This is a genomic window from Maribacter sp. UH1, assembly GCF_056839145.1.
In genome coordinates, this window is record NZ_CM166387.1 from 362,650 (window position 1) to 386,129 (window position 23,480).

The 23,480-nt window shown below is 33.3% G+C and carries 27 protein-coding genes; 25 read left to right on the forward strand and 2 right to left on the reverse strand.

What is annotated here, in order from left to right; genetic code table 11:
* Nucleotides 1–474 precede the first annotated feature (474 nt).
* The 17 genes from UH1x_RS01710 to UH1x_RS01790 all read left to right on the forward strand — a co-directional run bounded on the left by UH1x_RS01710 (nucleotide 475) and on the right by UH1x_RS01790 (nucleotide 14,956).
* Nucleotides 475–1,362: an alpha/beta hydrolase fold domain-containing protein gene (locus UH1x_RS01710; protein WP_482624632.1), complete on the forward strand. Its 888-nt coding sequence runs from the start codon at nucleotides 475–477 to the stop codon at nucleotides 1,360–1,362.
* Between the two features lie 11 nt (nucleotides 1,363–1,373).
* Complete coding sequence (locus tag UH1x_RS01715; RefSeq protein ID WP_482624634.1) at nucleotides 1,374–2,831, forward strand: CotH kinase family protein; 1,458 nt, start codon at nucleotides 1,374–1,376, stop codon at nucleotides 2,829–2,831.
* Nucleotides 2,832–3,011: 180 nt separating this feature from the next.
* Complete coding sequence (locus UH1x_RS01720; RefSeq protein WP_482624636.1) at nucleotides 3,012–3,860, forward strand: AraC family transcriptional regulator; 849 nt, start codon at nucleotides 3,012–3,014, stop codon at nucleotides 3,858–3,860.
* Between the two features lie 71 nt (nucleotides 3,861–3,931).
* Complete coding sequence (locus UH1x_RS01725; RefSeq protein WP_482624638.1) at nucleotides 3,932–5,032, forward strand: 3-keto-alpha-glucoside-1,2-lyase-like domain-containing protein; 1,101 nt, start codon at nucleotides 3,932–3,934, stop codon at nucleotides 5,030–5,032.
* Between the two features lie 987 nt (nucleotides 5,033–6,019).
* Nucleotides 6,020–6,178 carry a hypothetical protein gene (locus UH1x_RS01730; RefSeq protein WP_482624640.1) on the forward strand — a complete coding sequence of 53 codons (159 nt, stop codon included), beginning with the start codon at nucleotides 6,020–6,022 and terminating at the stop codon, nucleotides 6,176–6,178.
* The gene (locus tag UH1x_RS01735) at nucleotides 6,171–6,527 is read left to right on the forward strand and encodes a single-stranded DNA-binding protein (protein ID WP_482624641.1); all 357 of its coding nucleotides are present in this window, start codon (nucleotides 6,171–6,173) and stop codon (nucleotides 6,525–6,527) included. Before UH1x_RS01730 ends, UH1x_RS01735 begins: the two co-directional genes overlap by 8 nt.
* Before the next feature lie 67 nt (nucleotides 6,528–6,594).
* Entirely contained in the window at nucleotides 6,595–6,981 is a 387-nt protein-coding gene (locus tag UH1x_RS01740; RefSeq protein WP_482624642.1) for a DUF6876 family protein, read from the forward strand.
* A gap of 68 nt (nucleotides 6,982–7,049) precedes the next feature.
* Nucleotides 7,050–7,505, forward strand: coding sequence for a JAB domain-containing protein (locus tag UH1x_RS01745; RefSeq protein WP_482624644.1), 456 nt, complete (start codon nucleotides 7,050–7,052; stop codon nucleotides 7,503–7,505).
* 6 nt (nucleotides 7,506–7,511) lie between these two features.
* Nucleotides 7,512–7,736 carry a hypothetical protein gene (locus UH1x_RS01750; protein WP_482624645.1) on the forward strand — a complete coding sequence of 75 codons (225 nt, stop codon included), beginning with the start codon at nucleotides 7,512–7,514 and terminating at the stop codon, nucleotides 7,734–7,736.
* Nucleotides 7,737–8,171: 435 nt separating this feature from the next.
* Nucleotides 8,172–8,726, forward strand: coding sequence for a BfmA/BtgA family mobilization protein (locus UH1x_RS01755; RefSeq protein WP_363323227.1), 555 nt, complete (start codon nucleotides 8,172–8,174; stop codon nucleotides 8,724–8,726).
* Nucleotide 8,727: 1 nt separating this feature from the next.
* Nucleotides 8,728–9,753 carry a MobB family relaxase gene (gene mobB / locus UH1x_RS01760; RefSeq protein ID WP_299800289.1) on the forward strand — a complete coding sequence of 342 codons (1,026 nt, stop codon included), beginning with the start codon at nucleotides 8,728–8,730 and terminating at the stop codon, nucleotides 9,751–9,753.
* 3 nt (nucleotides 9,754–9,756) lie between these two features.
* Nucleotides 9,757–11,340 (forward strand): type IV secretory system conjugative DNA transfer family protein, encoded by a 1,584-nt coding sequence (locus UH1x_RS01765; RefSeq protein WP_482624647.1) that lies wholly within the window; start codon nucleotides 9,757–9,759, stop codon nucleotides 11,338–11,340.
* Nucleotides 11,341–11,693: 353 nt separating this feature from the next.
* The gene (locus tag UH1x_RS01770; RefSeq protein WP_482624648.1) at nucleotides 11,694–12,626 is read left to right on the forward strand and encodes an alpha/beta hydrolase; all 933 of its coding nucleotides are present in this window, start codon (nucleotides 11,694–11,696) and stop codon (nucleotides 12,624–12,626) included.
* Nucleotides 12,611–13,093, forward strand: coding sequence for an RNA polymerase sigma factor (locus UH1x_RS01775; protein ID WP_299800292.1), 483 nt, complete (start codon nucleotides 12,611–12,613; stop codon nucleotides 13,091–13,093). Before UH1x_RS01770 ends, UH1x_RS01775 begins: the two co-directional genes overlap by 16 nt.
* The gene (locus UH1x_RS01780; RefSeq protein WP_299800293.1) at nucleotides 13,083–13,673 is read left to right on the forward strand and encodes a hypothetical protein; all 591 of its coding nucleotides are present in this window, start codon (nucleotides 13,083–13,085) and stop codon (nucleotides 13,671–13,673) included. The genes UH1x_RS01775 and UH1x_RS01780 overlap by 11 nt, the downstream gene beginning before the upstream one ends.
* 12 nt (nucleotides 13,674–13,685) lie before the next feature.
* Nucleotides 13,686–14,078 carry a hypothetical protein gene (locus tag UH1x_RS01785; protein ID WP_482624650.1) on the forward strand — a complete coding sequence of 131 codons (393 nt, stop codon included), beginning with the start codon at nucleotides 13,686–13,688 and terminating at the stop codon, nucleotides 14,076–14,078.
* A 278-nt stretch (nucleotides 14,079–14,356) separates the two neighbouring features.
* Nucleotides 14,357–14,956: a Crp/Fnr family transcriptional regulator gene (locus tag UH1x_RS01790; protein ID WP_482624651.1), complete on the forward strand. Its 600-nt coding sequence runs from the start codon at nucleotides 14,357–14,359 to the stop codon at nucleotides 14,954–14,956.
* 343 nt (nucleotides 14,957–15,299) lie between these two features.
* Here the strand turns inward: UH1x_RS01790 and UH1x_RS01795 are convergent, their stop codons facing one another.
* Together UH1x_RS01795 and UH1x_RS01800 are read right to left on the reverse strand one after the other, a co-directional pair.
* Entirely contained in the window at nucleotides 15,300–15,971 is a 672-nt protein-coding gene (locus UH1x_RS01795; protein WP_482624652.1) for a LytR/AlgR family response regulator transcription factor, read from the reverse strand.
* On the reverse strand, nucleotides 15,958–17,007 hold the full coding sequence (locus tag UH1x_RS01800) for a sensor histidine kinase (RefSeq protein WP_482624654.1): 1,050 nt from the start codon (nucleotides 17,005–17,007) through the stop codon (nucleotides 15,958–15,960). The genes UH1x_RS01795 and UH1x_RS01800 overlap by 14 nt, the downstream gene beginning before the upstream one ends.
* Before the next feature lie 141 nt (nucleotides 17,008–17,148).
* Between UH1x_RS01800 and UH1x_RS01805 the strand changes: the two genes are divergently transcribed.
* The 8 genes from UH1x_RS01805 (at nucleotide 17,149) to UH1x_RS01840 (ending at nucleotide 23,440) form a co-directional block, all read left to right on the forward strand.
* The gene (locus UH1x_RS01805) at nucleotides 17,149–18,030 is read left to right on the forward strand and encodes a hypothetical protein (RefSeq protein ID WP_482624655.1); all 882 of its coding nucleotides are present in this window, start codon (nucleotides 17,149–17,151) and stop codon (nucleotides 18,028–18,030) included.
* Between the two features lie 58 nt (nucleotides 18,031–18,088).
* Nucleotides 18,089–18,796 carry a hypothetical protein gene (locus UH1x_RS01810; RefSeq protein ID WP_482624657.1) on the forward strand — a complete coding sequence of 236 codons (708 nt, stop codon included), beginning with the start codon at nucleotides 18,089–18,091 and terminating at the stop codon, nucleotides 18,794–18,796.
* Nucleotides 18,797–18,798: 2 nt separating this feature from the next.
* Nucleotides 18,799–19,524 (forward strand): M23 family metallopeptidase, encoded by a 726-nt coding sequence (locus UH1x_RS01815; RefSeq protein ID WP_299800300.1) that lies wholly within the window; start codon nucleotides 18,799–18,801, stop codon nucleotides 19,522–19,524.
* Between the two features lie 354 nt (nucleotides 19,525–19,878).
* Nucleotides 19,879–20,412: a DUF4199 domain-containing protein gene (locus tag UH1x_RS01820; RefSeq protein ID WP_482624658.1), complete on the forward strand. Its 534-nt coding sequence runs from the start codon at nucleotides 19,879–19,881 to the stop codon at nucleotides 20,410–20,412.
* Between the two features lie 135 nt (nucleotides 20,413–20,547).
* Nucleotides 20,548–21,291, forward strand: coding sequence for a hypothetical protein (locus UH1x_RS01825; RefSeq protein WP_299800302.1), 744 nt, complete (start codon nucleotides 20,548–20,550; stop codon nucleotides 21,289–21,291).
* Between the two features lie 698 nt (nucleotides 21,292–21,989).
* The gene (locus UH1x_RS01830) at nucleotides 21,990–22,301 is read left to right on the forward strand and encodes a hypothetical protein (RefSeq protein WP_482624660.1); all 312 of its coding nucleotides are present in this window, start codon (nucleotides 21,990–21,992) and stop codon (nucleotides 22,299–22,301) included.
* Nucleotides 22,276–22,845 (forward strand): hypothetical protein, encoded by a 570-nt coding sequence (locus UH1x_RS01835; protein ID WP_482624662.1) that lies wholly within the window; start codon nucleotides 22,276–22,278, stop codon nucleotides 22,843–22,845. The genes UH1x_RS01830 and UH1x_RS01835 overlap by 26 nt, the downstream gene beginning before the upstream one ends.
* A 253-nt stretch (nucleotides 22,846–23,098) precedes the next feature.
* Nucleotides 23,099–23,440 (forward strand): hypothetical protein, encoded by a 342-nt coding sequence (locus UH1x_RS01840; RefSeq protein WP_482624664.1) that lies wholly within the window; start codon nucleotides 23,099–23,101, stop codon nucleotides 23,438–23,440.
* Nucleotides 23,441–23,480 lie beyond the last annotated feature (40 nt).

Below are 23,480 nucleotides of genomic sequence, written 5' to 3' on the forward strand. Positions count from 1 at the left end.
TTACATGTCATATCGAGGATAAAAGCCATTATCTAAGTACATGAATAAATTCAAAATTAGGAAAATGCACGCCATATGTTTCGCCTAAAGGAGATTACCTAATATTTGCTTCAATTGGAAACGAACTTGACTTAATGATTAGCTATAATGACGAAAAAGGCGAACGGACAAATACTAAAAAACTGAATATAAAAATCAATAATTATGGATAAGGAAACCCATATGTAACACCTTATAATAATTTTTTTTTACCACTGGAGAACATCTTGAAAAGAATTGGCAAGTTAAATGGGTAAATTATAGAATCTGAAATAAACAATAACTAATAACGTATATAATTAATTGCGTGTTTTTAGCCTATTTACAAATGTACTAGCGTACTTTCTATATGTGGTTCATTTACCAAGTATCGTCTAAAAAAAATGCTAATGAACTTAACAATGTTTTGGTTAAATAAAAAAATATAAAATTAAAATGAAACAAAGCTTAACCTACTATATTACGCTACTAGTTATTAAACTAAAAGGTCTTAAAAGAGATTTTAGTAAAGACCCTATCGATTATACCAAAATTAGAAAAGAGGATGTATATCATCCGAAAGGTGTTTTTTTTAAAACTAATTTACTTCGGGAATTTAAAGTTTCAGATACCGTAATTCATGAAGTAGGATTAATCAAAAAAAATGAAAAACTATTGATATTCGTTCACGGAGGTGCTTTTATTTCTGGTCCAGCACAACATCACTGGGACACTATTAAAAAAATCGCACAACAAACGGATTATAAGATATGGATGTGTAATTATCCTAAAGCGCCAGAGAATAAAATAGCATTTATATCAGAAAATATAGATTCAGTCTATGAATTAGCATTAAAAGCCTATGTGCCAAATCAAATTACTATTATAGGAGATTCCGCAGGTGGAACTTTAGCTATAAGTTTAATGCAACGCCTAGTTAAAAAAAATATAGAAGTACCTAGTAAAATAATTCTAGTATCACCAGTTATGGACGCCACAATGTCTAATCCTGAAATTGAAAAAGTAGACAATATTGACCCAATGATTTCTAAAAAAGGCATATTGAGTGCTAAAAAAATGTGTGCCGAAACCAATGATTTGAAAAATCCAATGATTTCACCGTTATACGGAAGTTTCGAAAATTTCCCTAGAACAATACTTTTTCTTGCAGAAAATGACATTACATATCCAGATCAAAAATTGGCAGTCAAAAAACTGATTAAAGCTAAAGTTAATCATGAAATTATTGAAGGAAAGAACATGCCACATATTTGGCCTTTACTACCTGTAATGAAAGAGGCCCAAACCTCCCTAAATGAAATAATCACAATACTGAATAGCTAACCGAAATGAAAATGCTCAACAAAACAGTTGAAACAATTGCCCATCATGAAATTGGGATGTATTCTCAACAATCTAGTAGCAATTTACTGTTAAATATAAATTATAATGCTATGAAACTATACCCTGTAATTATAATAATGGCCGCACTATTCGTATTTACTGGCTGCAGTAAACAGGACACCGACAACATATCTGAATTTACAGTGCCTAATTTGACCCCCTCAGGCGACGAATATTATCTGAACAATGGATCGGATTATATATATGACCAAGATAAACTGCGGACCTATAATTTATTACTTCCAAAGAGTTCATTAACGGAATTAGATCAAGATCCAACTGCTGAGGAGTATGTGGAAGGAGCATTGGTCTTTGAAGGAGATACTATAAGCCCAGTAGGGATTCGATATAAGGGATCTATTGGGGCATGGGTCGGTTGTGTTTCCGGTATTGATGTATTTAATCCTTCAGGCACTAAGACCTGCACTAAACTCTCTATGAAGGTTAAAATAAATTGGAAAGGTAGGGATGAGAAGTTTTTCAAGCTAAAAAAATTACAGTTCCATTCTATGAACAGTGATCCTTCACAAATGCATGAAAGACTTGGTTATTGGTTGTTCCGAGAAATGGGTGTACCCGCTCCAAGGTCTGTACATGCGAAACTGAATATTAATGGTAACTATATAGGCTTATTCGCTTTAACAGAGCAAATAGACAATAGATTCATAAAGGAGAACTATGATCATGATAAAGGGAATCTATACAAAGAAATTTGGCCATTAAACGCCGATGGAGTCCCGTACAGTAATCAGGAGTATATCGATGCTTTAAAAACAAATGAGGACAATAATCCTAGTGTTACATTAATAAAAAATCTAGGGCAAGGGATAGCCGATGCCTCATTATCGTCAGCGCGAGATGTTGTAGAGCAGTTCTTGGATATGGATGAGATAATGTCCTATTCGGTAGTGGACAGAACAATTAAACACGATGATGGCCCATTTCATTGGTACTGTAGCGATAACGATTGTAGTAATCATAATTACTACTGGTACGAAGAACCAAACGAAGAAAAACTACATTTAATCGCATGGGATCTTGACAATGCTTTTGCAAACATCATAAACAATGCAAATCCAATTACCCCAATTGCAGATGAATGGGGAGAGACTTCCAACAATTGTGCACCCTTTCAGCACCTATTGGCAGTACAACGGTCAGCATCCTGTGACAAACTCACAGCTACATGGGCGTCGTACTCCGATAAATACATAGAAAAAAAACTTCAATTGCTTAATGGTCCTATGTCGGAAGCTTCTGTAAATCAAATGTTGGATGCTTGGCAAAACCAAATAAAAGAGGCAACAAGAGAAGCAAGTGATTTAAACGATGATGCAATATCTATGGAGGAATGGGAAGATAAAATTATTCAATTGAAAGAGCAACTCGAATATGCAAGAAATAACTGACCGGCTTATCCAAACTCAAATTAACACTCAACAAAGTACTCATAATTTTAAAATAGGTTACGGTCACCATGGAATATATTAAGATGCACGGAATTACTAGAATCAATATCTCTAACAAGTGTTTGTTTTATATTTGACTTGATAATCTATGATTATATAAGCTAGTAATCCTTTAAGAAAATGAGAGTTTTTGAATTCGATAGTAAAAAATACGGTTTTGAGCTGATGATGGACCTTCACCGGTTCGAGACCAATCCTAATTTGGATTTTGAATCGAAACCGCACACTATAGACTTCTATGAAATCATGTTCCTAGAGGAAAGTAAAGGAATCGTGGAACTTAACAATCAGAAAACCCAACTTACCCCATTGATGATTCTTTTCGCTTCTCCACATCAAAAAAAGAGAAACAAAATCACCAATGCAAGGGGATTCCACTTGGTATTCAAAGACGATTTTTTGGCAAACTTTTTTTCGGATAAATTATTCGTACACAGATTGCAATATTTTTATAATGCTGCCCAGCCCCAATTTTTTCAAATAGATACGGCAGATTACGAACTTATTAAGATTTGTCTAAATGAAATAACTGCCGAAATAAAAAACTATACCTCCGATAGTAAACATATTATTCGTTCTCTACTATATTTTGTATTAACCAAACTGAATCGTTGCTACTCCAAACAATATTGTTTATCTAAAGAAACCCAAGGGAATCCTGAAATATATACCTTCAAAGAGGTCCTCGAAATTAATATTAGAAGCATGCATAAGGTTGAAGCCTACGCTGCCCTTATGAATATTGACCGCAATAAATTAAATAAAATTTTAAAGTCGTACAGCGGATTGACGGCACAACAAATGATTCACCATAGATTATTACAGGAAATTAAAACAGAACTGTTGTATACCGATAAAACTATTTCTGAAATTGCAATGGATTTGAATTTTAGCGAACCCAACAATCTCTCCAGATTCTTCGTTAAACTGGCAAATATATCGCCCTCTGAGTTCAGAAAAGCAAAATGATCCAAAATGGCACGAATGTGATAGGTAGCCAATAGTTTTTCTAATCGAATTTTGTAAAAAATAGAAATACTATGACACGAGTCTTCATTCTAATTACCAGCTTATTCATCAGCGTTTTTGCGTTTGGGCAAATTGAAAAAGAAATCCAATTCACTTTGGATAAATGGAACTTTTCGCAAAACGCAAAGTATGAGTTCAAAAAAGTAGATGAACGTCAATCTCTAGAATTAGATGGGAGAGCTACCTTAAAAGATGTATCGTTTACAAACGGAAGTATACAAGTCGCTGTTTACGCCAAAACGGCTAGAAGCTTTGCAGGTATTTTTTTTAGACATCAGAAAGGGCACGGAGATGAAGTCTATATGAGAATGCATAAGAGTGGAAAGCCAGATGCATTGCAATATACCCCAATATTCAACGGAGAAAGTAATTGGCAATTGTATAAGGAACATCAAGCCAATATAACATTTAAGAGTGCTGGCTGGAATATGCTGAGGGTGGAAGTGCTCAATTACACGGCGCGTATTTTTGTAAACGACGAATTCGTGTTAGAGGTGCCAAAACTAAAATCAGAAAATGGTAAGGGCACAATTGGACTTTGGGCACTTTTCGGCAATGTTTTTTCTGGAATGACCGTAAGTTCCGAAACAATTAAGAACAGTAAAGTTTTATATCCTAAAAAACCAAAAAAAGGAGTAGTCACCGCTTGGGAACTTTCAAGGCCTCACGTATATGAAAGCGATAAGGTATTTAAACCGTCAGATTTCAAAAGTGAGGAATATACTTGGGCAACTACTGAGGCATCAGGGTTGCTACCCATCAGTAAATATGTGGTAAAGCCTTCGAAGGGCGCCTTTGAAAACAATCAAGAAGATTATGTTATCGCAAGATTAATAATAGAATCCACTAAAGTACAATCCAAAAAATTATTTTTTGATTTTAGTGACAAGTTAATGCTGTACCTCAACGGCAATCAAATTTTCAAAGGAGACAACTCATTCCGTAGCAAAGGCATCGGCTACCAAGGGCATTTGGCTATAGACCGAAACAGTGTAGAACTTCCATTAAAGAAAGGTTTGAATATTATCCATGCCGTAGTACTGGAGAAAGCAAATGGTTGGGGATTAATTGGGAAACTTGAATATATGAAGGTTATTTCGGTGAAACACTAAAACGTAAAATTGGAAATAGTATCCTGATGAAATCGGATTAAAGTGAATCGAAAAAAAGTTGAAGTCGAGAGTATTTAAACAATAGTACCGAAACTAAAACATGTAAAATATATCAATCTACAAACCACTGTATAAGGCTTTTGCTCAATCCGGCTAAGTGTGATTCTACATATATAAATAATGTTGGTAATTATTATTTTTTTCTATGTTAACTCATTAGTAAACTATGATGTATTAACAAACATTTACAATAGACAACTTGTCGATTCATTAATAGTTCATTTTAACTATCGTTTATAAATTCTCTAAGAAAAATACATTCGTTAAGTTCATAAAGTTTAAAGCACCAAATCAATTAAACAGATATAAGTTGATAATTAATTAAATTTTATAAATACTTGTTCTAAATCCTTTACAAACTCTTATCAGAATCCACCCTATACTAATAGTCTATAATCTAAAATAAATCTTCTCGATTTTAATCAAGTTTAGTTTAACTACTTGCTTCAATAAACTGAATTATAAGTAAACCCCTCAGAACATTACCACTTCATTCCGCTGCTCTCCATTCCGGGCAATACCCTTCGTACCCATTTATCTTGAACACAAGCCCAAATTTTAGGGTTTCCATTCCGTTTCTCCTGCCGCTTGGCAGGAACACTCCACTCCTATCCTAATAATCTGGTCTAGAGTTCGCTTGAACTAAAATTATTATGTAGTGTTTTGTTCCGCTTCAAGAGGAGTTTGAAACTTCACGTATACCCGTTATAACCTACTGCCCCAACCGCCACCGTTCTTCTTTTTTGACGGCAAAAAAACAACATTCATTCATGGACGACTGCATAATCGGGCTCACTTCGACTGCGCTCAGCGCAGGCTACACTCACTCCTTTTATAATTCTTACCAAGCTTGAATATTGTGAAATCGTAAGCAACAAAAAAGGTAACAGCGACGGCTCTGTGGGAAGTAAATCAAAACTAAAAATCATGAAATCATATCAAATCCTCAAAAATGAAGCGAAACAAAAGTTAAAAAACAACAAAAAGGAAAACGCTATGGGTGTAATAAGTAAATCGATTTTAAAAGCTGGTCGAAGAGTTCGGGCAGGAATATTAATTAATTCTAAATTTTTCAATTATGAGTAGTATCAAAAATTATGTGCATTTGTTAGGCAACGTAGGAGACGAACCTAAAGTAACCAATCTTGAAAATGGTAAAAAAGTAGTCAGGTTTTCATTGGCAACAAACGAAAACTATAAAAACGCACAAGGCGACAAAGTGCAAAGCACCGACTGGCATACAATCGTAGCTTGGGGCAAAACAGCTGAAATAGTCGAAAATTATGCCCATAAAGGCAAGCAAGTGGCTGTGGTGGGAAAGCTAAAGACAAGAAGCTATACCGATCCAAAAGAAGGTAATGAACGCTATGTAACCGAAGTGGTAGCCGATGAAATTCTGCTGTTAGGTGGGAAAAACGATAGGGAGTCAAATTAGTTAATCCGAATTGCGAAAGCTGTTGTCTGTAAAGGATAGCAGCTTTTTAAAACCTTAAATAGTAAATATGAAAACACAAATAAAACCACAGGAATTGAAGAACCACTTGGCTGTATTTAGCGGAACGGAATCTTTCCATAAAATACCACTTTTAAATACGGTCATAACAGACGGAATCCAATATCTAGCCAATGAAGCAGACTGTTTTTGGTTAGTTACGGATGTATCGGTTATAGCAAAAAGTTTGATGAACCGAAGCCACTTTATAACGGTTGACTTTAAGAAGCTGAATGCAGAAATGCATGATACTTTGGGATATGAAGCAGTTATCGAATATAGCGATGGTAACGACACTATTCTAGAAACGCACAAGTACCACCTAACGGATTTTCCATTGGAAACAATCCGCTTATTCTTTACAAATAATACGCTGATGTTACCTAGCGAATATTAAAAAGAAAGAGGGCGACACCGTGGAAAGTTACGCCCTCTTTTTCATCGTCTCACCTTAATAGAAAAACAATGAAAAACGAAGTTAATGAAATTCAAGTAAGCTATTGCGAAAAATTGGGAGTGCTTAACTCCGAACCTACCAACTCATCGGACCGAGTAGCGAAAATACTGTTTGAAAATTGGGATAAAAACACCATCGGACTACATGAGACCTTCAAAGTACTTTTATTAAACAATGCGAATATAGTAAAAGGCAGTTATCAAGCATCCACAGGAGGATTAACCGGTACCTTAGTTGATTTGAGATTACTTTTTGCGGTAGTTCTGAAAACAGTATCCACAGGTATAATCCTAGCCCATAACCATCCCTCGGGAACTAACAAAGCAAGCGGTGCCGATATTGCTTTAACCAAGAAAATAAAAAGAGCTGCCGAGCTATTCGATATCCGAGTTTTAGATCACATCATAATTCTTCCCGATGGTACCTATTTTAGTTTTAGGGATAACGGTATGATGGAAAATTAAAATATCATGGACATCAATATAACTATAGACATACCCTTTCGTCTAAATTTCAACAATTTGGATGGAGAAACACAGGACAAACTTATGCAACAATCTATGCATGAAGTAGAACAAACGTATGGCTCAGCTATAAAAACCTATGCCGAAGAAAATGATTTAGTCTACGAGGAACTTTTGGAAGAGGAAGCCATTAAAAACCTATACAACCATAAGTTTAAATTTACGGTCTAAACCAATTCTAATCCAGACGATAAACCTTTGAGTAATCAAAGGTTTTTTTATGCCCTAGTTTTTGTGAAATCAGGATGTCAAACGAAAAAGGACATTTCGAAATTCCCATGGTTTTAATTGAATCGTTGCATATTCCCTAAAAACAGAATTCCTAAACTCTTAAAATTTCACATTCAAACTACAGCTACACATCGGAAAACTAAATTCATTTGAAGGTTAAAAAGTTTCCTGCGGAAAAAAGGAATAGCAAGAGGGCAACACGCTCACGCGCTCTTGCATTATTACCTTTTCATATAAACACATGGATATAAGACGTTTATGAGTGGTAAGGGTGAAGATACGACTCATCAAGAACTTACTTTTTGCGGCAAATCGCCTCAAAACCCCAGTAAACAGGCAAGAATTTGCGGCAAACTAGATTAATAAAAGAATCAGGTGAACACATTTAGCAACATACGTTTCAAGAAAAATACGGCTCGGAGATTCCAAGAATTTTCAAGGCAATTCTTCAAGACCCATACGGAAGCATTACAGACCATGCTAGACTTCTTCTTCTATAACGAGATTTCGCCAAAAGAAACACTAGGACCAAATGCCCGAACCTTGGAGAACTACATCAAAAAGCGAATCAATGCGCTGATATCCATTATCAGGGATATAGAGAAGCACCAGACCCAACCAACCACCGCTATGATGCAATTACTCTTTGAGCATACGCCACAAAAAGATAAACAACAGCGTTTGGGTGAACATAAAAAATCAAAAGAAAAGCCAAGGGACGATGCTTTTTTCACATCGGCAATAGAAGCTATTGAGCTTCAAAAACAGAATACCATTCTAAAAACAGACCTGGTTCAAACTAAAGGGGATTTAGTGCACTTTCTGACCAAAGTAACTATCCATAAAAGTGGTTTGGGAAAGACCACCTTAAAATTAGATATGAAGCATTCCGATTTTGAATTGCTCAAATCAAACTACAAAACAGCATAACATGTATATCACCATTACGCCGCAGAATTTGGATAAGACCTTTTCACAAAGTTCAGCTGATTTAGTCGATTATCTGGAAAAGGAGAACGAAGGAAAGGAGCCGGAACTGCAGGAGCATTTTTTTAACCAAAACGAAGACAAGGTTCCCCGGGAACAAGTAGTTAAAGAAATTGATGGGAATACCGCCAAGCTCAAAAAAACAGAGCCTAAGTTTTACTCCATGACGATTAATCCAAGTCAAAGAGAATTAAAACACATCAACAACGACGCTGAAAAGTTAAGGCAATATGTTCGTGTTATAATGAAGGATTATGCTTCATCCTTCCATAGAGACAGAGACGTTTTGGTAAAGGACATCAAATACTACGCAAAAATCGAGTATGAACGAACCTATAAGGGCTTCGATAAAGAGGTAAAAGAAAATCAACCATTCAAAGGACAAATAGCAAAATTGGAGAATCAGATTCGGAAGGTTGAAAGAGGCGAAGTTCGAGGAAACGTTAGCGCTATTAAAAAAGAATTGGAAGATGTGAAATCCTTAGTTCCGCATTGGGTAGATGGAAAAATAATAGAACAGGGTATGAAGAAGCCAGGTCTTCAAACCCATATCCATATTGTAGTGAGCCGCAAGAATGTCACGAACCAATACAGCCTTTCCCCTGGTAGTAAATACATGCAATCGGAATCAAAACTTAATGGTAAGCTGGTCAAACGCGGATTTAATCGAAACCAGTTTTTTGATAATGCCGAAAAGAAATTCGATACACTATTCAAATACAAAAGGAATTTTGTCGAAACCTACGAGGCACGAAAGAACTATATCAAAGACCCATACAAATATTTCGCAAAGCTATTGAAACTTCCAACCAATGAGAGAAGCGCAGCCTTCAAAATTTTAGGCAAGGCAGGTGTTCCTATACCGCGAGTGAACATACCCACGAACAAAGTACAATTAGCCTTAAAGACAATTAAGCAATTTAAAAAAGCGATGGATGTGGCCAGATCCTCCAGCTCTATCGGAATTTAAACTATGATACACCCTATCGCTACAATGCTACTATACTACGTTTCCGCTTCGGGCGGTATTCTTTTGATATATCGCTATCAGCGAAACGCATTGCTTTTAGTACCGCTATTACTTTTGTACATGGGATTCATTGGATGCTATTCCCACAGCTTTCTATATTCCATTGCGTTCATATCAAAGTGGCTAGTCCCCTTACAGCTCCTAAGTTTTCTGTTTTTCATTTCCTTATCGGATAAAATCGATAGTGATGCTATACATAAAAGATACCTTGTTCGATTTTTTCTTGAAAATGGTATTCTCCAACTAAAGAATATCCGAAGAGGCATATCCATCATTGGTTCTGCAGGAAGTGGAAAGACCGAATCGGTAGTTTATAATTTACTAAAACACTTTCGCCACCATGAATTTTGTGGTGTTATCCATGATTACAAGCATTTTGAAATAACGGAAATGGTATACCCCCTATTCGAAAAGTCCAAAATACCCTTGCACATTATTTCCTTTGATGCTATATACCAACGTGTCAATCCTATTGCACCTCGCTATTTGGAGGATGAAGAGAGTGTAAATGAAATTTCACGGGTTTTACTGGAAAACCTATTAGAGCAAAAAGAGGCAGTAGCTTCAGGGCCTTCAAAATTTTTCAACGATGCGGTGGAAGGATTGTTGGGAGGAATGATTTGGAAGATGAAAACCGCTTTCCCTAATCATTGTACACTCCCCCATTTAATTGCGATGTACCAATATTTGGATGCTGAAAACCTAGTTTCCTTTCTAAGTTCTGATTTCACTTCGAAAGCGATGGCGCAGGCCTTTATTTCTGGTATAGATTCTGAACGTCAAACTGCGGGTGTCATGAGTACCTTGGCCAATGCCCTAAAAAAAATAAGTACGCAGCGTCTCTTTATGGCGCTTTCTGCAGATGACGTTCCATTGGATATTAATAATCCTGAAAATCCATCCGTTGTTTGCGTGGTTAACAATCCCAAATTCGAGACAGCCTACTCCCCTGCTATCGCTACAATACTTCATACCATCGCCAAACAGATGAGCGTACGCAATCGCCTACCTTCTTTTTTTCTGGCCGAAGAGGCATCTACGTTTCGATTACTGAATATGCAACGCATACCTGCTACGTTAAGAAGTTATGATATTCTAACGGTGTATGTACTTCAGGACAAAATTCAAAACGATCTGATGTATGGTGATAAAGCCAGTAAAGCAATTCTAAGTAATCTCTCCTATCAATTTTTTGGTAAGGCCAATGACCCGGATACGGCTAACTATTACGAACGCTTTTTTGAAATCGTAAAACGACAGACCAAGAGTGTTAGTAATAGTAGTAATTGGAATTTTGATGCCAGAGTCACCAAGGGAGAAAGGGAAGTCAGTAAGATACGCTCAGATGTATTCTTTAGGCTGAAAAGAGGGGAATTCATATCCTTTGCCGACGGAAAAGACAAACGGGTCAAGTTTAAAAAACCTGATATCCAAAGAGCGTTACCCAAGCCAAGATACGCCTATAACGATGCGGAAATACTTGCGAACTATCAACGTATACACCTACAGGTAAGGCAATTATTTTAAGACTTTTAATCTACTGATATATAATATATTAATAGCAAATCTTGTTTTGAAATATTCTCGAAATTTCGTACTTTTTAAAGTCATCAAAGTGGCTTTCTTAAATGTGGTTCAATTAAGCAAAATGTGATATTTATATGGGTGCCGGAGCGAGCAATAAACTAATACTAAAGCTAATTTTTTAATTAGGGTGGTAAGTACTAATTCTTATATAAAACCTAACTTGTGTGTAACCCAAAACGGAACCATTTATTTACTGCACTACGTTTTATAAAAGGTGTTCATTAATCATAATCAAAAAATAATCTGTAACATTTTGTTATTTCTGGTATCTAAATGAAAACATAAGAAACAAAATGAAACGAACTATTGTAGTATTCGTATTTCTAATAACAACACTTTCAATTAGCTCTCAAACAATTTATTCAAAAGCATTTGGTGATCCAAGCAATGAACCACTAATTTACCTTCATGGTGGCCCTGGATACAATTCAATAGGTTTTGAAATAACAACGGCAAAAAAACTTAGCGAAAATGGATTTTTCGTCGTTATTTATGATAGACGTGGCGAGGGGCGATCTTCAGATGAAAATGCAAAATTCACATTTCAAGAAACGTTTGATGATTTGGATGCTATCTATGCAAAATTCAATTTAAAAGATGCGACCCTTATAGGACACAGTTTTGGAGGAGTGGTTGGAACTCTTTACGCTGAGAAATATCCAAATAAAACAAAATCTTTAGTACTGGTAGCCGTTCCACTTTCTATAAAAGAAACATTAAGCACCATTATAAAGACTTCCAAAAGCATCTACGAAAGCAATAATGATAGTACCAACCTAAGATACATTGGAATGCTTGAGACCATGGATAAAAACTCATTGGAATATAGTTCGTACAGTTTTGGACATGCCATGCAAAATGGTTTTTATACGCCAAAAGCAGCATCTAAAGAAGCCTTAGCCATTTACTCAAAATTTAAATCAGATACTATATTTAAAGGTGAGGATTCAAAAATGACCATTGAAGCACCAACAGGCTTTTGGAAAAATGAAAAGTATACTTCAATAAATCTGACACAAAACTTAAAAAATGTACTTAAACATAAAATTGAAATTTTTGGACTCTACGGTACCGAAGATGGTTTATATTCAAAAGTACATGTTGAGAAAATCAAAGGAATACTATCAAAAAATAATTTAATATACATGGAGAACTGTTCTCACAATGTCTTTATTGATCAACAAGATCAATTTATAACCTCATTAAAAACATGGATACACTTTTAACTTTTGAAGAAATTCATAAAGCATATTGGCCAAAAGTGTATCGACAATGTATGGGATATATGAACGACCACGATACAGCCAAGGATATTGCTCAAGAAACTTTCATAAAGGTTTGGGAACAATTACCCAAATTTAAGTATCGTTCTTCAATAGGGACTTGGATATTTAGAATTGCCGTAAACTCCTGCCTAGTTCAAATTAGGAAAGATAAAAAGATGCCAAAATCTGAATTACCACATGAAATATTTGAAGAAAATAGTGTAAATATTGAACCTCAAGTAGCGTTTTTGTATAAATGTATATCGGAGCTTCCTGAAGTTGAACGAATCATCATATCATTGGAACTGGAAGAATTAAACCAGAAAGAAATAGCAAAAATTGTTGGTCTTTCAGAAGGTAATGTTAGAGTGAAAGTTCACCGAATTAAGGAAAAGTTAACCAAAAAATTCCAGAAACATGACAGATAATATAGACTTTAAAAAATACTGGAATAAGCAAAAGATTGAAACTCAATCCCCAAAGGAACTTATAGAAAAAGCTAATGAGTTTAAACGAAAAACACGAATTAAACTCATTATAGCCAACATTGCTTTACTCTTAACTTGTATGGTTATAAGTTTTGTTTGGTTCTATTATCAACCCGAGTACTTGACAACTAAAATTGGAATTATCATCATTATCATAGCTATTCTGATATACGTAGTATTCCAAAGCTCGTTAACGTCGCTTCTATTCACCAAGAATATTCAGGCGAACGCTAAAGAGCAGTTGCTACAACTATTAAAACTAAAAGAAAAGCAGCGTTTTCAACAGACCACGCTTTTAAATGGTTACTTCTTTCTACTTTCTTTAGGCCTTGGTCTTTATATGTACGAGTATGCTGTTAGAATGACGCTGCCTTGGGCTATTTTATCTTATGGTCTTGTGCTTTTCTGGATCGCTCTAAATGCGTTTTATTTTAGACCGAAAGCCATAAAAAAACAAGAAGCTAGATTAAACAAATTAATAGCTCAATTAGAAGATTTGAAAGAACAATTAACAGATTAAAAAAATATAATCATGAATACAAAAATAATAATGACCTCAAGTGTCATATTCTTAGCCAGTATTGGAATCCTTTTTTCCTTTCTACCAAATGAGGTAATGGACTATCTAAGTATAGAATCAATTGCCATTACAAGACTGTTTTTTAATTTAATAAGCGCATTATATTTGGGTTTTGCACTATTAAATTGGATGGCTAAAGGAACTATAATCGGAGGAATATATAATAGACCAATTGCCATTGCAAATCTAATGCACTTTGGAGTTGGGGCAATTGCATTAGTCAAAGTTGTTTCTAATATCCAAATTCATCAAGAAATTATTATTTCACTCACAATAGTATATGTGATTTTTGCGCTACTCTTTGCTTTCATCTTTTTAAAAAACCCAACAAAAACTGAAAAATAGAAAAGCTGATAAAAATAAACTGAAGATTTATGTATTTTAAGTAGCTTAAAACTAATACTAATCTTTAGCAGTGTTTTGCGGCATGAAAATGAATTAATTTCTATAAGTTTTTTGTTTATTTAAATCTGTATTGGTTTAAAAAACAGCAACCTAATCCAACTAACTGATCATTTTTATAATAAAATGATACTTTAACGTTCCTCTCACATGTATAGGTTTATATATAGCATATCTTGCATACTTAAAATTAAGGCAGAAGCGGACTTGAAGTTTTAGATATGGACATAGACTTAAAAGATAAAATTAGAGCAGTAGTTAGTGGAACTAATTTATTAAACGAAGATGAAATAAATCTTATTGTAAAAAAAACAATTGTTAAACAATTTAAAAAAGATGATATCTTATTGCGGCAAGGACAAATTCCTAAAAAATGCTATATGGTGGTAGAAGGCTGTGTAAGAGAATATTTAATTAAGGACGGTGCTGAAAAATCTACAGCTTTCTTTACTGAAGGAGATACATTCTCACCTGCAGCCAGTGCTGGAAAGGACATACCCTCCGACCATTACTGGGAATGTGTCGAAGATTGTGTTTTGACCATAAGCAACAAAAGTTTTGAAAATGAACTTCGGTCAGCACTTCCGAGATTAGATGCCGTTTTTAGCCAAATTGCATTAGAAAAATTGAATAATGCAAAAGCAGAATGGAGTCATTTTATATCTTCTTCTCCAGAAGAAAGGTACGTGCACTTGTTAGAAACAAAACCCAATCTCTTTAATAGAGTACCGCATCACCAAATTGCTAGTTATCTAGGTATGAAACCACAGTCGCTTAGTAGAATACGTAAAAGAATTTTAGATAATCTATCAAAATATTAAACAACCCCAGTTTCTGTCCATCGGTAGTTTTAATATCAATTATTTTCAAAGAAGAAGTAAATAATTATGTTAGAATTTAATCTATTCGAATAAGTTCCGGTGATACTTTAATAATGAAAAAATCTGAACTTTTTGATAAGCCAATGCAATGCAAAAGTTGATTGGATAAAGTTAAAAACTAAATGATGTTACATTATAAACACCACCATTGCAAAATATCTACCAAATAGTCGATAATTATGTTTATTGTTTTAAAAATATTCCCTGAGACGGTTTTGCAACCTCTTCACCTAAGTAAAAATCAACATTATAATAATTTACATAAAATCTAAAATAGTTACAATTAAAAATTACTTAATACTTCCTTTTTTAAGCGTACACTTATTGGAATTTTGTAATTCTCGATAATAATTTCATTCCCTATAATCTCATCTACTTTGAATTTTGATACCAAATATGATTTATGGGTTTGAATAAAATCATCAGGTAATATATCTTTGATTTCCTTTAAGGGCATATGTGTAACCAACGACTCTTCCATAGTTACAATTTTGATGTAATTTTGCATTGCTTCTACAAATAATACATCATCTATTTTAATCTTCTTTAACTGGTTTTCACTTTTAATAAATAAGACTGCTTTTTCAGTTTTATGGTTGTAATAGTGATAAACTTTATTTACTGAGCGTAAAAAACGCTCAAATGAAATTGGCTTAATTAAATAGTCTAAAACGTTATACCTAAAACTTTCTAATGCATACTCTTCGTATGCTGTAGTCATAATAATTGAAGGGGCATTTTTTAAGTCTTTTAACCAATCGATACCTGATACTATAGGCATATTAATATCTAAAAATATTAAATCAATTTGATTCTTTTCTAGATAATGATTGGCTTGCAAGACATTCTTACATAATGCAACTACATTTAGAAAGGTAACCTCTCTACAATAATACTCAATACCTTCTCGGGCGATGGGCTCATCATCGATAATTAAACAGTTAAGTTGCTTCATGATTTGCGTTTGATAAATGAATTGATAAGTCTACGATGTGATTGTTCTCTTCCTTAAAGATTTTAAGCTCATGCGTATCTGGGTATAATAACACTAATCGCTTTTTAACATTAAATAATCCAATTCCGCCTACTAGATCTTCATTGGCGGACTTATCATAACTATTTGTAACATTAAGATGAATCTCCCCTCCTGCTTCTTTTATTGATATTTTAATAGTGTTGAAATTACTATCCAAATAATTGCTACAATGTTTAAAGGAATTTTCAATAAAAGGAATCAACAATAAGGGGGCTATTTTCAATTGATGGCTATTTGTTTGGATATTATAATCCAATCGAATATCTGAGCCTCTTCGAGTTTCTTCAATTTTGATGTATTTTAAAACATAATCCAGTTCGTTTTCTAGTGGAATATGGGTGTTAGTTTCGTATAATTGATAGCGCAGTAATCCTGAAAATTGAAGTAATGTTTCTTTAGCTAAGTCATTGTTTTTTCCAATCAAATGGTAAACACTATTAATTCCGTTGAATAAGAAATGAGGATTTAACTGAGCCTTCAAGTATTTTAGTTCCGTCTTGTAGGATTCTTCTAAAAGTTTTTGATTAGCTTTTTTGGATGTTATTAATGCAAACTTAAGACTATAATAAAAGCCCGCGATGGTATAAATTATATGAACTATAAAATTAGTGTTAAGATTTGCGGATAATAACTGTTCACTTCGCACATTGTAAATACCTAGTAGTAAGTAATCAAAATATGTTTCAATTATTGTAATTATTATGATTGTTATGATGGATAATACGTAAAATTTAAGCTTTTTTTTATTTCTATATACTATCGGGTAAAGCCAAAAAACCTGTGCGTAAAATAGAAAAGCGTTGAAAAAAAGTCCGTAAATGTAGGCATACCCAAAACTACCAGAATTAGTTGTAAAACCATTCCAGTTGAATTCTGACCCCATGGCAATAACCCAATAATTAAATAACCAGAACAAGACATGTCCTGTAATTACAGTTATTTTGGAAGTATTCATATCGAATGTTTTCACAAAGAAACATTTTATTTATTAATGCTATGTTAATTATCCACGCTTATCAACAACTATCCTACGGTTATCAAATTATTACTTATTGAAGTTTCTTTTTCTTTTTTTTTGTTTTCAAAATAAACTAATATGATAAACATGAATCGCTTAAACTTAATTATTTACATCATCGTATTCACGGCTTTTATATCCTGTAATAATGACGATGACGCTACCTCACCTACCAACTCACTTGATGAAATTTCAGATATTGCTGAATTCTATGGAAATTTAGAAGGAGACATTGTAGTTATTCATGCTCAGGGTGGTCCCGGACTAGAACTTGATGACGCTGAAACTTCCAATCAAATAGTAGCTGAACTAGGAATTCAATCAGCAATGTATGTAATGGTGCATCAGGTTCAAACAAAAAACCCCACGTTATTTACAAGTTCTGATATCACCTTTCAACAAGCAAAAGATTATAATCTGCAGAGTGTCTCTAATATTAAACGTGTTGTTGATTTCTTTAATAATCAGGAAGCAAAAACAGTCTATATACTTGGGGTTTCTTATGGCAGTTTGATTGTTCAAGAATTAATAGCTACATATGGAGCTGATGTTGCTGATGGCTACCTTATTCTGGGTAATCGCCTAGATGTGGACGACGCAGCTTGGCAAGCTCTTAGTGAAGGTAAATTTCCATATCATATTTATGACAATGATGGTAATTATACTATTGAATTAGAAAATGACCCTGAATTTGACACCATAGAAGAAAGAAACATGGGAAGATTACTAGCAGGATTAGCTTTTAACCGATATACTGATAAACTCAGTAATGTTTCAAGCCTTTCAAAAGTAACCTATATCTATGGTGATAGAGATGAAGTAGCAGGACCACTTTCGGCTCAAGAACTTGAATTTCTAAATGAAAAAGGCGCAAGTATAGGCCACGTTGAAGGAGGAACTCATGATGACGCTATAGGAACCGGAGTAAATATATTAAAAGAGGTCTTTGGAATTGAGTAATATAACTTAAAAAGGTAAAATCAAAAACATCTATATCTAAATTTATATCATAAGCCTCATGAATAAAATAATTTTATCCCTAATTTTTCTATTGTCAATTACATATACCTTTTCTCAAGAAGATTTAATACCTAAAAAAATCAGTTTAGAATTTTCAACTGGTTATACTATTGGCTATTTAAAAAATTTATCCTTCGCCCCTGTTGCACGTTATGACTATAGTGGTTTAAACTATCAATTAAAATATAATCGTACTACCAAAAGAGATAAGCTTTTTGAAGTAGAACTAAATTATCTAACTACGGAATTAGAAACTAATATAATTCCAGAGCCAAATCCTCAATATTCAAAAATCGTACTTAACATTTCTTCGTTGAAAGAAATTTATAAAAATGAAAAGCTTAAAATACACTTAGGTTTACAGACCCAAACAAACGTCTCTTCTTTTAACGATTGGAAACAATATGATTTTCAACAAAAACTTGGAATTGCAGGGCGTTTTACTTATCAGATAGATGACAAACAATCGCTATCATCTAAATTAACAATTCCATTGGTTATGTTTAGAACTTCAACTTTTGATGAAAACTTTTACTCAGTAGGTAAATACCAAAGTATTTTATGGACTACGGACTATAAATACACGCTGTCAAAAAACTTAGATGTAAAAGCAAACTATAGCTTCAATTATGATAGGCTTCAAATATCTAATGCGTTTAGAGAATTACAACATCAAATTAACCTAGGAATTAATTATAAATTTTAATTATGAAACATCTCAAAACAGTAGCCTATATCTTATTAACTTTAGTTATAACATCTTGCTCAGATACTTTAATGGGTGATGAAGGAAAACTAGACGAAGACATTTATCTAAATTACCAAACTGTAACAGACTTAGAATTGCCTTTTGAAGACGAATGGTTTGTTGTTAATGGAGGGAAAACGCATTTTGAAGGTGCTCACCATTTTACTAGTCGCGGTGGAGGGGAACGATACGCAATTGATTTTCTTATCGTACAGGATACAATATTACCTGATGGAACCTTAAGAAAGAAAAATTATGCAGGAGATTTTAGGCAAAATGAAAACCATTATTGTTTTGGTAAACGCTTAAATGCTCCAAGTGATGGAAAAATACTAGAAGTTGTAAATACTATTGATGATAATCAAGTAGGCTCTACCAATAATGATCAACCTGGCGGTAATTATATTATTATAGACCATTTAAACGGGGAAACCTCGATACTGGCACACTTAAAAAAAGGGTCAATTATAGTTGCTCAAGGTGATAACGTAGTTAAGGGTCAAGAAATTGGTAAAGCCGGAAATAGTGGTGCTTCAGATAGACCACACTTGCATTATCAATTAGAAGGGACATCCGGTCAATTAGGAGGGCTAGGACTTCCTACTCAATTTTTGAATTACTATGAAGATGATATTTTTGTAGAACGTGGAGAGCCAGTAAGAGGTCAAGAAGTTAGAAAGAACTAACTAATGTAATTTTTACTAGTATCATTTAGAGCGTTTTCTCTTGCTTATACAATGACTATGACGATTTAAACGAGACTGAACTTTAGATTTCCAATTAAATACAATTATATATTCAGAAATAAGAGCTTACATTGAGCATCTTGGAAAACTAAAGAGCTAAAAGATTTGTTACCTTTCCTAATAACAGTGAATTGGCGTCATTATTCAAATCCGAGTAAAGAAAGAAGAAAATTTTAAATATTTATTAATCCTTCAAAAAATAAAAAATAAAATCACATTCACTTTAGTTAATAAATGAAAATGATTAGTGTCTAATTTTGCTGCAACCAGACAACTAATTAAATCTTAGACAATATGAAACTTCAAAATCACTTAGAAAACACCCTTGTGCAGGGTGTCATTATGGGCTTAGCCTTCTGTTTTTATACGATTTTCATGTGGTTGACGAGGTTAGACACTACTTATTTGCATATCGGCCAATATTTTGACATGGCAATAATAATCTTACCAGTTTTAATGATATTCTGGGCGATAAAGCAGGAAAATCAAAAACAAAAAATCAATCTTTTTAAAAGAATTTTAATCGCCATTTTTGTCGGCATAATTTCGTTTATTATTTACGATCCTTTCTTATACATTTATCATCACTTTCTAAACCCAGATTGGTTTAGTTCCGTATTAAGTCTTAAAGAAGCAAATCTAATTGCTGTAAATACTGACCCCAACTTAATCGCTGAACAATTGAAAAATATGAAGGACACAGCCATAGCGCAATCAGCACTTTTTAGACCTAGTGCGATAATTCCTTCCGTTCTAATTGTACCAACATTAATTGCCTTGCTTTCATTAGTTTTTATTAGAACAAAGTCGATTGAAATAAAACATTAGCACTAATGGCGATGACAAAAACAGCTATAATTTGAATAATCCATTAATCAAAGAAAATTTCAGCAACCATATAAATTGAATTGAAAACAATTTGAAAATAATGATTTGCTAATTTCTTTTCAAAAAAACACTTTTATGCTAAAAAAACAATTGTTAGTAGTAGCGACTATTTTTCTAATAAGTTCTTGTTCTTCAAATGATGAAAACATGGAATTAATTACTGAACTGGATGGAGATTTAGAAATCAACTCACTTGAAGATTTGGAAGACCCAGTTATAAAGGGTTACAAAACAATTAATGGAAATTTAATTATCAACTACTTAGATGATGTTGAAGACCTGAACGCATTAGAAAATTTAGAAGTAATTAATGGTGGTGTATTCATCAGATATAATGACAACTTAAAATCTCTCAAAGGTTTAGAAAATATTACCGAATTAGATTTTTTACAAATTGAATACAACCTTGAACTTTTATCGCTATCTGGCATGGAGAAATTAACTAGTATAGCCAATAATTTAAGTATTTCCCAGAACCGTAAATTAAAAACTCTTAACGCTTTATATAGTTTAACTAAAATTGGCACTCAATTTTTTCTTGGTAACAATGGTGCGTTGACCAGCATAAGTAGTTTAGAAAATTTAGAGACAATCCCTCAAATAATAATTCTGAATAATATTAATTTAGTTAGTCTGAATGGTTTAGAAGGCATTAGTTCTTCTGATATCATAAGTATAACTTCTAATGATAAGCTTATTAATTTTTGTTCTTTAGTTCAATTTGCACAAGAAACTAGTCAGACAATTAATTACTCAGCTAGATTTAATAATTTTAACCCTACACTCGATGATTTAATTAATAATAATTGTTCTAACTAAATTTGACTATTGCCAATTAGGTAAATCAAAAAGTTTAAGTTATTATCCTATCCGAAGAACTGAGAATTATTCTGTCCTCTTATTCTTAAACAAAACCGTTGTAAAACTTTAAACGAAATCAATGAAGTCCCTTTTTAAAACAGAAAAAGTAAAGAAGGACATTTTAAGTTTATATGACCAAAAATTAGATGAACTTAATATTGACTTTTAATACTTAAAGATTAATTCTTCTTTTGGAGATACCAATATTATTACAACTGGAAAATCAACCAATCCTCCAATTATACTAATTCATTGTTCTAATGTATGTGTACCAATTGCCTTTGAAACATTTCCTAATTTAAGTAATCATTTTAGAGTTTATGCAATTGATGTTTTGGCTCAACAAAATTAAAGTACCACGTTCATTATAAAAACTCTATTAATTCTTTAAAAAAAAGTTAGAATTTTTATATTTAATCTACATCGTCTCCACCAGAATATAGGTTTTAAAATTACTTGGAAACAAAACCATATCTGCTGAATAATATCCTGCAAAAGTAGGTGGTCAGTCAGTTCGGAATCAAGCCAATTTCATTAAGTAGAATTCGCTAAAAATCAGTGAATAAGAAAAATATGCTTAGTAACTTAAGTAAACAATTTTAATTGTCAAATCGCTTTCCTTTGCACTAAAATAAAGCAAATAAAAAGTTATAAAAATGATAAAGAAAGTGGAAGAGGCTTATATCAGTAGACGAAATAATGCGTTTATGGTTGAGAAAAAGACATTTGCTTTGGATACTAACAATTCTAGGGCTCATTCCCCTTTTCAATGGGTATTCAAGATTGAAAATAGTAAGGAAATGAGAGACTTCCTGAGCTCTCTTAAGGATTCTCTACAATTTTTAGTGGATAACTCTAAATTTCAATTCGTTTCATCAAGATGGGAGGACGATACTGAATCCACATCAATTCCTGGGTACTCAATTTCCCAAACCAATAATGATGGCATTATGTTTCACTTTTTTTGAAGATAAAAAAACATACGAAAAGCCACCAAGTAAACTATTTAATGACAAGAGAAGATTTTCAAAAATCCTCCGGAAGCAATTTCCTGGTTTTATCGCACATAACCCTTTTTCCAAAGTAAAAAAGTTGAATATCCCAATTGTTTTGGTGACTATTCATCACTATGTCAAGCATGAAGAATTCTCTATCGTTTTCTATATGGACCATACTGTTTTTGATACATACTCAGCTAATATCTTTCTCAAATTATTGTCAGAAACGTGCACATGTATGTCTGATACTGAGAAATTGAAAAAAAAGTACACTGACGTTAATAATAGACTTTCCTTTTCGCACTCTTTAAATAATAAGCAAATAGTTGATAAAATAAACTCAGATAAGGAATTATCTGAAAAAGTGAATTTGTACAATCCGAACCTTGGATTTTATTTAGCAAAAATGGTTTTTAACGGTCTACTATGGGGTACTGGGATTTGGTTTAAGGAAGTTAAGTTTCGTTTAAATCGGCTAGAAATCGATAAAATCAAAAAGTCTTATAACAAATGAATTAAGATGATGTTCTAGTTTTGAGGTTATGTTGGCTATGGTCTATATGTCAATTTATCAAGAAGATAAAGTGATTGGGTTTAATTTGACTGTTGATATACGTTCAAGAATGAAATCAGATGAAGGGAATATAGTATTAGAAGAATATTATATTGGCAATGGAGCTTCTGGCGTTTAAATTAATGGGGTTCCAATCTATTCTCATAATCTATTCAAAACTATTGAATCAATTCATTCCGCTATCCGTGGCACATTGAATGATAAAAAAGTCTACGACAACTTTTATGTTTATGAAGGTGTCAGACAATTGAAAAAGGAAATTGTAAGTCCCATGTCAGCTGTGTTGTTGGGTAAATGCAATGATAATTTCTTAACAATCAACACCTGGCTCGGCTTCGATACGGAAAATATCACCTATGGTTTGCCACAAAGTAAGGCTCTTTTATTGGGTATTCCATTTATGCCCATCATGAATTATTCCCATTTTCAGCACACGTTTTTGACAACTAATGAAGTGACTTTTTCGACAAATGTTTCGAAAAACATCAAAGTCAGTATTCCAGAACAAATTTCCAAGGCGATCGCTGAGTTTTGACCGTAGCCCTCCCCTTTTTGTAGTTCTTTTTCCTATATTT

Excerpts from the sequence above, each read along its gene's own strand:
- UH1x_RS01740 (WP_482624642.1), top strand. The coding sequence starts at position 6,595 with ATGAAAACACAAATAAAACCACAGGAATTGAAGAACCACTTGGCTGTA.
- UH1x_RS01745 (WP_482624644.1), top strand. The coding sequence starts at position 7,050 with ATGAAAAACGAAGTTAATGAAATTCAAGTAAGCTATTGCGAAAAATTG.
- UH1x_RS01805 (WP_482624655.1), top strand. The coding sequence starts at position 17,149 with ATGATAAACATGAATCGCTTAAACTTAATTATTTACATCATCGTATTC.
- UH1x_RS01785 (WP_482624650.1), top strand. The coding sequence starts at position 13,686 with ATGAATACAAAAATAATAATGACCTCAAGTGTCATATTCTTAGCCAGT.
- UH1x_RS01780 (WP_299800293.1), top strand. The coding sequence starts at position 13,083 with ATGACAGATAATATAGACTTTAAAAAATACTGGAATAAGCAAAAGATT.
- UH1x_RS01835 (WP_482624662.1), top strand. The coding sequence starts at position 22,276 with ATGGCATTATGTTTCACTTTTTTTGAAGATAAAAAAACATACGAAAAG.
- UH1x_RS01775 (WP_299800292.1), top strand. The coding sequence starts at position 12,611 with ATGGATACACTTTTAACTTTTGAAGAAATTCATAAAGCATATTGGCCA.
- UH1x_RS01710 (WP_482624632.1), top strand. The coding sequence starts at position 475 with ATGAAACAAAGCTTAACCTACTATATTACGCTACTAGTTATTAAACTA.
- UH1x_RS01720 (WP_482624636.1), top strand. The coding sequence starts at position 3,012 with ATGAGAGTTTTTGAATTCGATAGTAAAAAATACGGTTTTGAGCTGATG.
- UH1x_RS01750 (WP_482624645.1), top strand. The coding sequence starts at position 7,512 with ATGGACATCAATATAACTATAGACATACCCTTTCGTCTAAATTTCAAC.
- UH1x_RS01730 (WP_482624640.1), top strand. The coding sequence starts at position 6,020 with ATGAAATCATATCAAATCCTCAAAAATGAAGCGAAACAAAAGTTAAAA.
- UH1x_RS01820 (WP_482624658.1), top strand. The coding sequence starts at position 19,879 with ATGAAACTTCAAAATCACTTAGAAAACACCCTTGTGCAGGGTGTCATT.
- UH1x_RS01735 (WP_482624641.1), top strand. The coding sequence starts at position 6,171 with ATGAGTAGTATCAAAAATTATGTGCATTTGTTAGGCAACGTAGGAGAC.
- UH1x_RS01815 (WP_299800300.1), top strand. The coding sequence starts at position 18,799 with ATGAAACATCTCAAAACAGTAGCCTATATCTTATTAACTTTAGTTATA.
- UH1x_RS01830 (WP_482624660.1), top strand. The coding sequence starts at position 21,990 with ATGATAAAGAAAGTGGAAGAGGCTTATATCAGTAGACGAAATAATGCG.
- UH1x_RS01725 (WP_482624638.1), top strand. The coding sequence starts at position 3,932 with ATGACACGAGTCTTCATTCTAATTACCAGCTTATTCATCAGCGTTTTT.
- UH1x_RS01770 (WP_482624648.1), top strand. The coding sequence starts at position 11,694 with ATGAAACGAACTATTGTAGTATTCGTATTTCTAATAACAACACTTTCA.
- UH1x_RS01825 (WP_299800302.1), top strand. The coding sequence starts at position 20,548 with ATGCTAAAAAAACAATTGTTAGTAGTAGCGACTATTTTTCTAATAAGT.
- UH1x_RS01715 (WP_482624634.1), top strand. The coding sequence starts at position 1,374 with ATGCTCAACAAAACAGTTGAAACAATTGCCCATCATGAAATTGGGATG.
- UH1x_RS01810 (WP_482624657.1), top strand. The coding sequence starts at position 18,089 with ATGAATAAAATAATTTTATCCCTAATTTTTCTATTGTCAATTACATAT.
- UH1x_RS01765 (WP_482624647.1), top strand. The coding sequence starts at position 9,757 with ATGATACACCCTATCGCTACAATGCTACTATACTACGTTTCCGCTTCG.
- UH1x_RS01800 (WP_482624654.1), bottom strand. The coding sequence starts at position 17,007 with ATGAATACTTCCAAAATAACTGTAATTACAGGACATGTCTTGTTCTGG.
- UH1x_RS01795 (WP_482624652.1), bottom strand. The coding sequence starts at position 15,971 with ATGAAGCAACTTAACTGTTTAATTATCGATGATGAGCCCATCGCCCGA.
- UH1x_RS01790 (WP_482624651.1), top strand. The coding sequence starts at position 14,357 with ATGGACATAGACTTAAAAGATAAAATTAGAGCAGTAGTTAGTGGAACT.
- mobB (WP_299800289.1), top strand. The coding sequence starts at position 8,728 with ATGTATATCACCATTACGCCGCAGAATTTGGATAAGACCTTTTCACAA.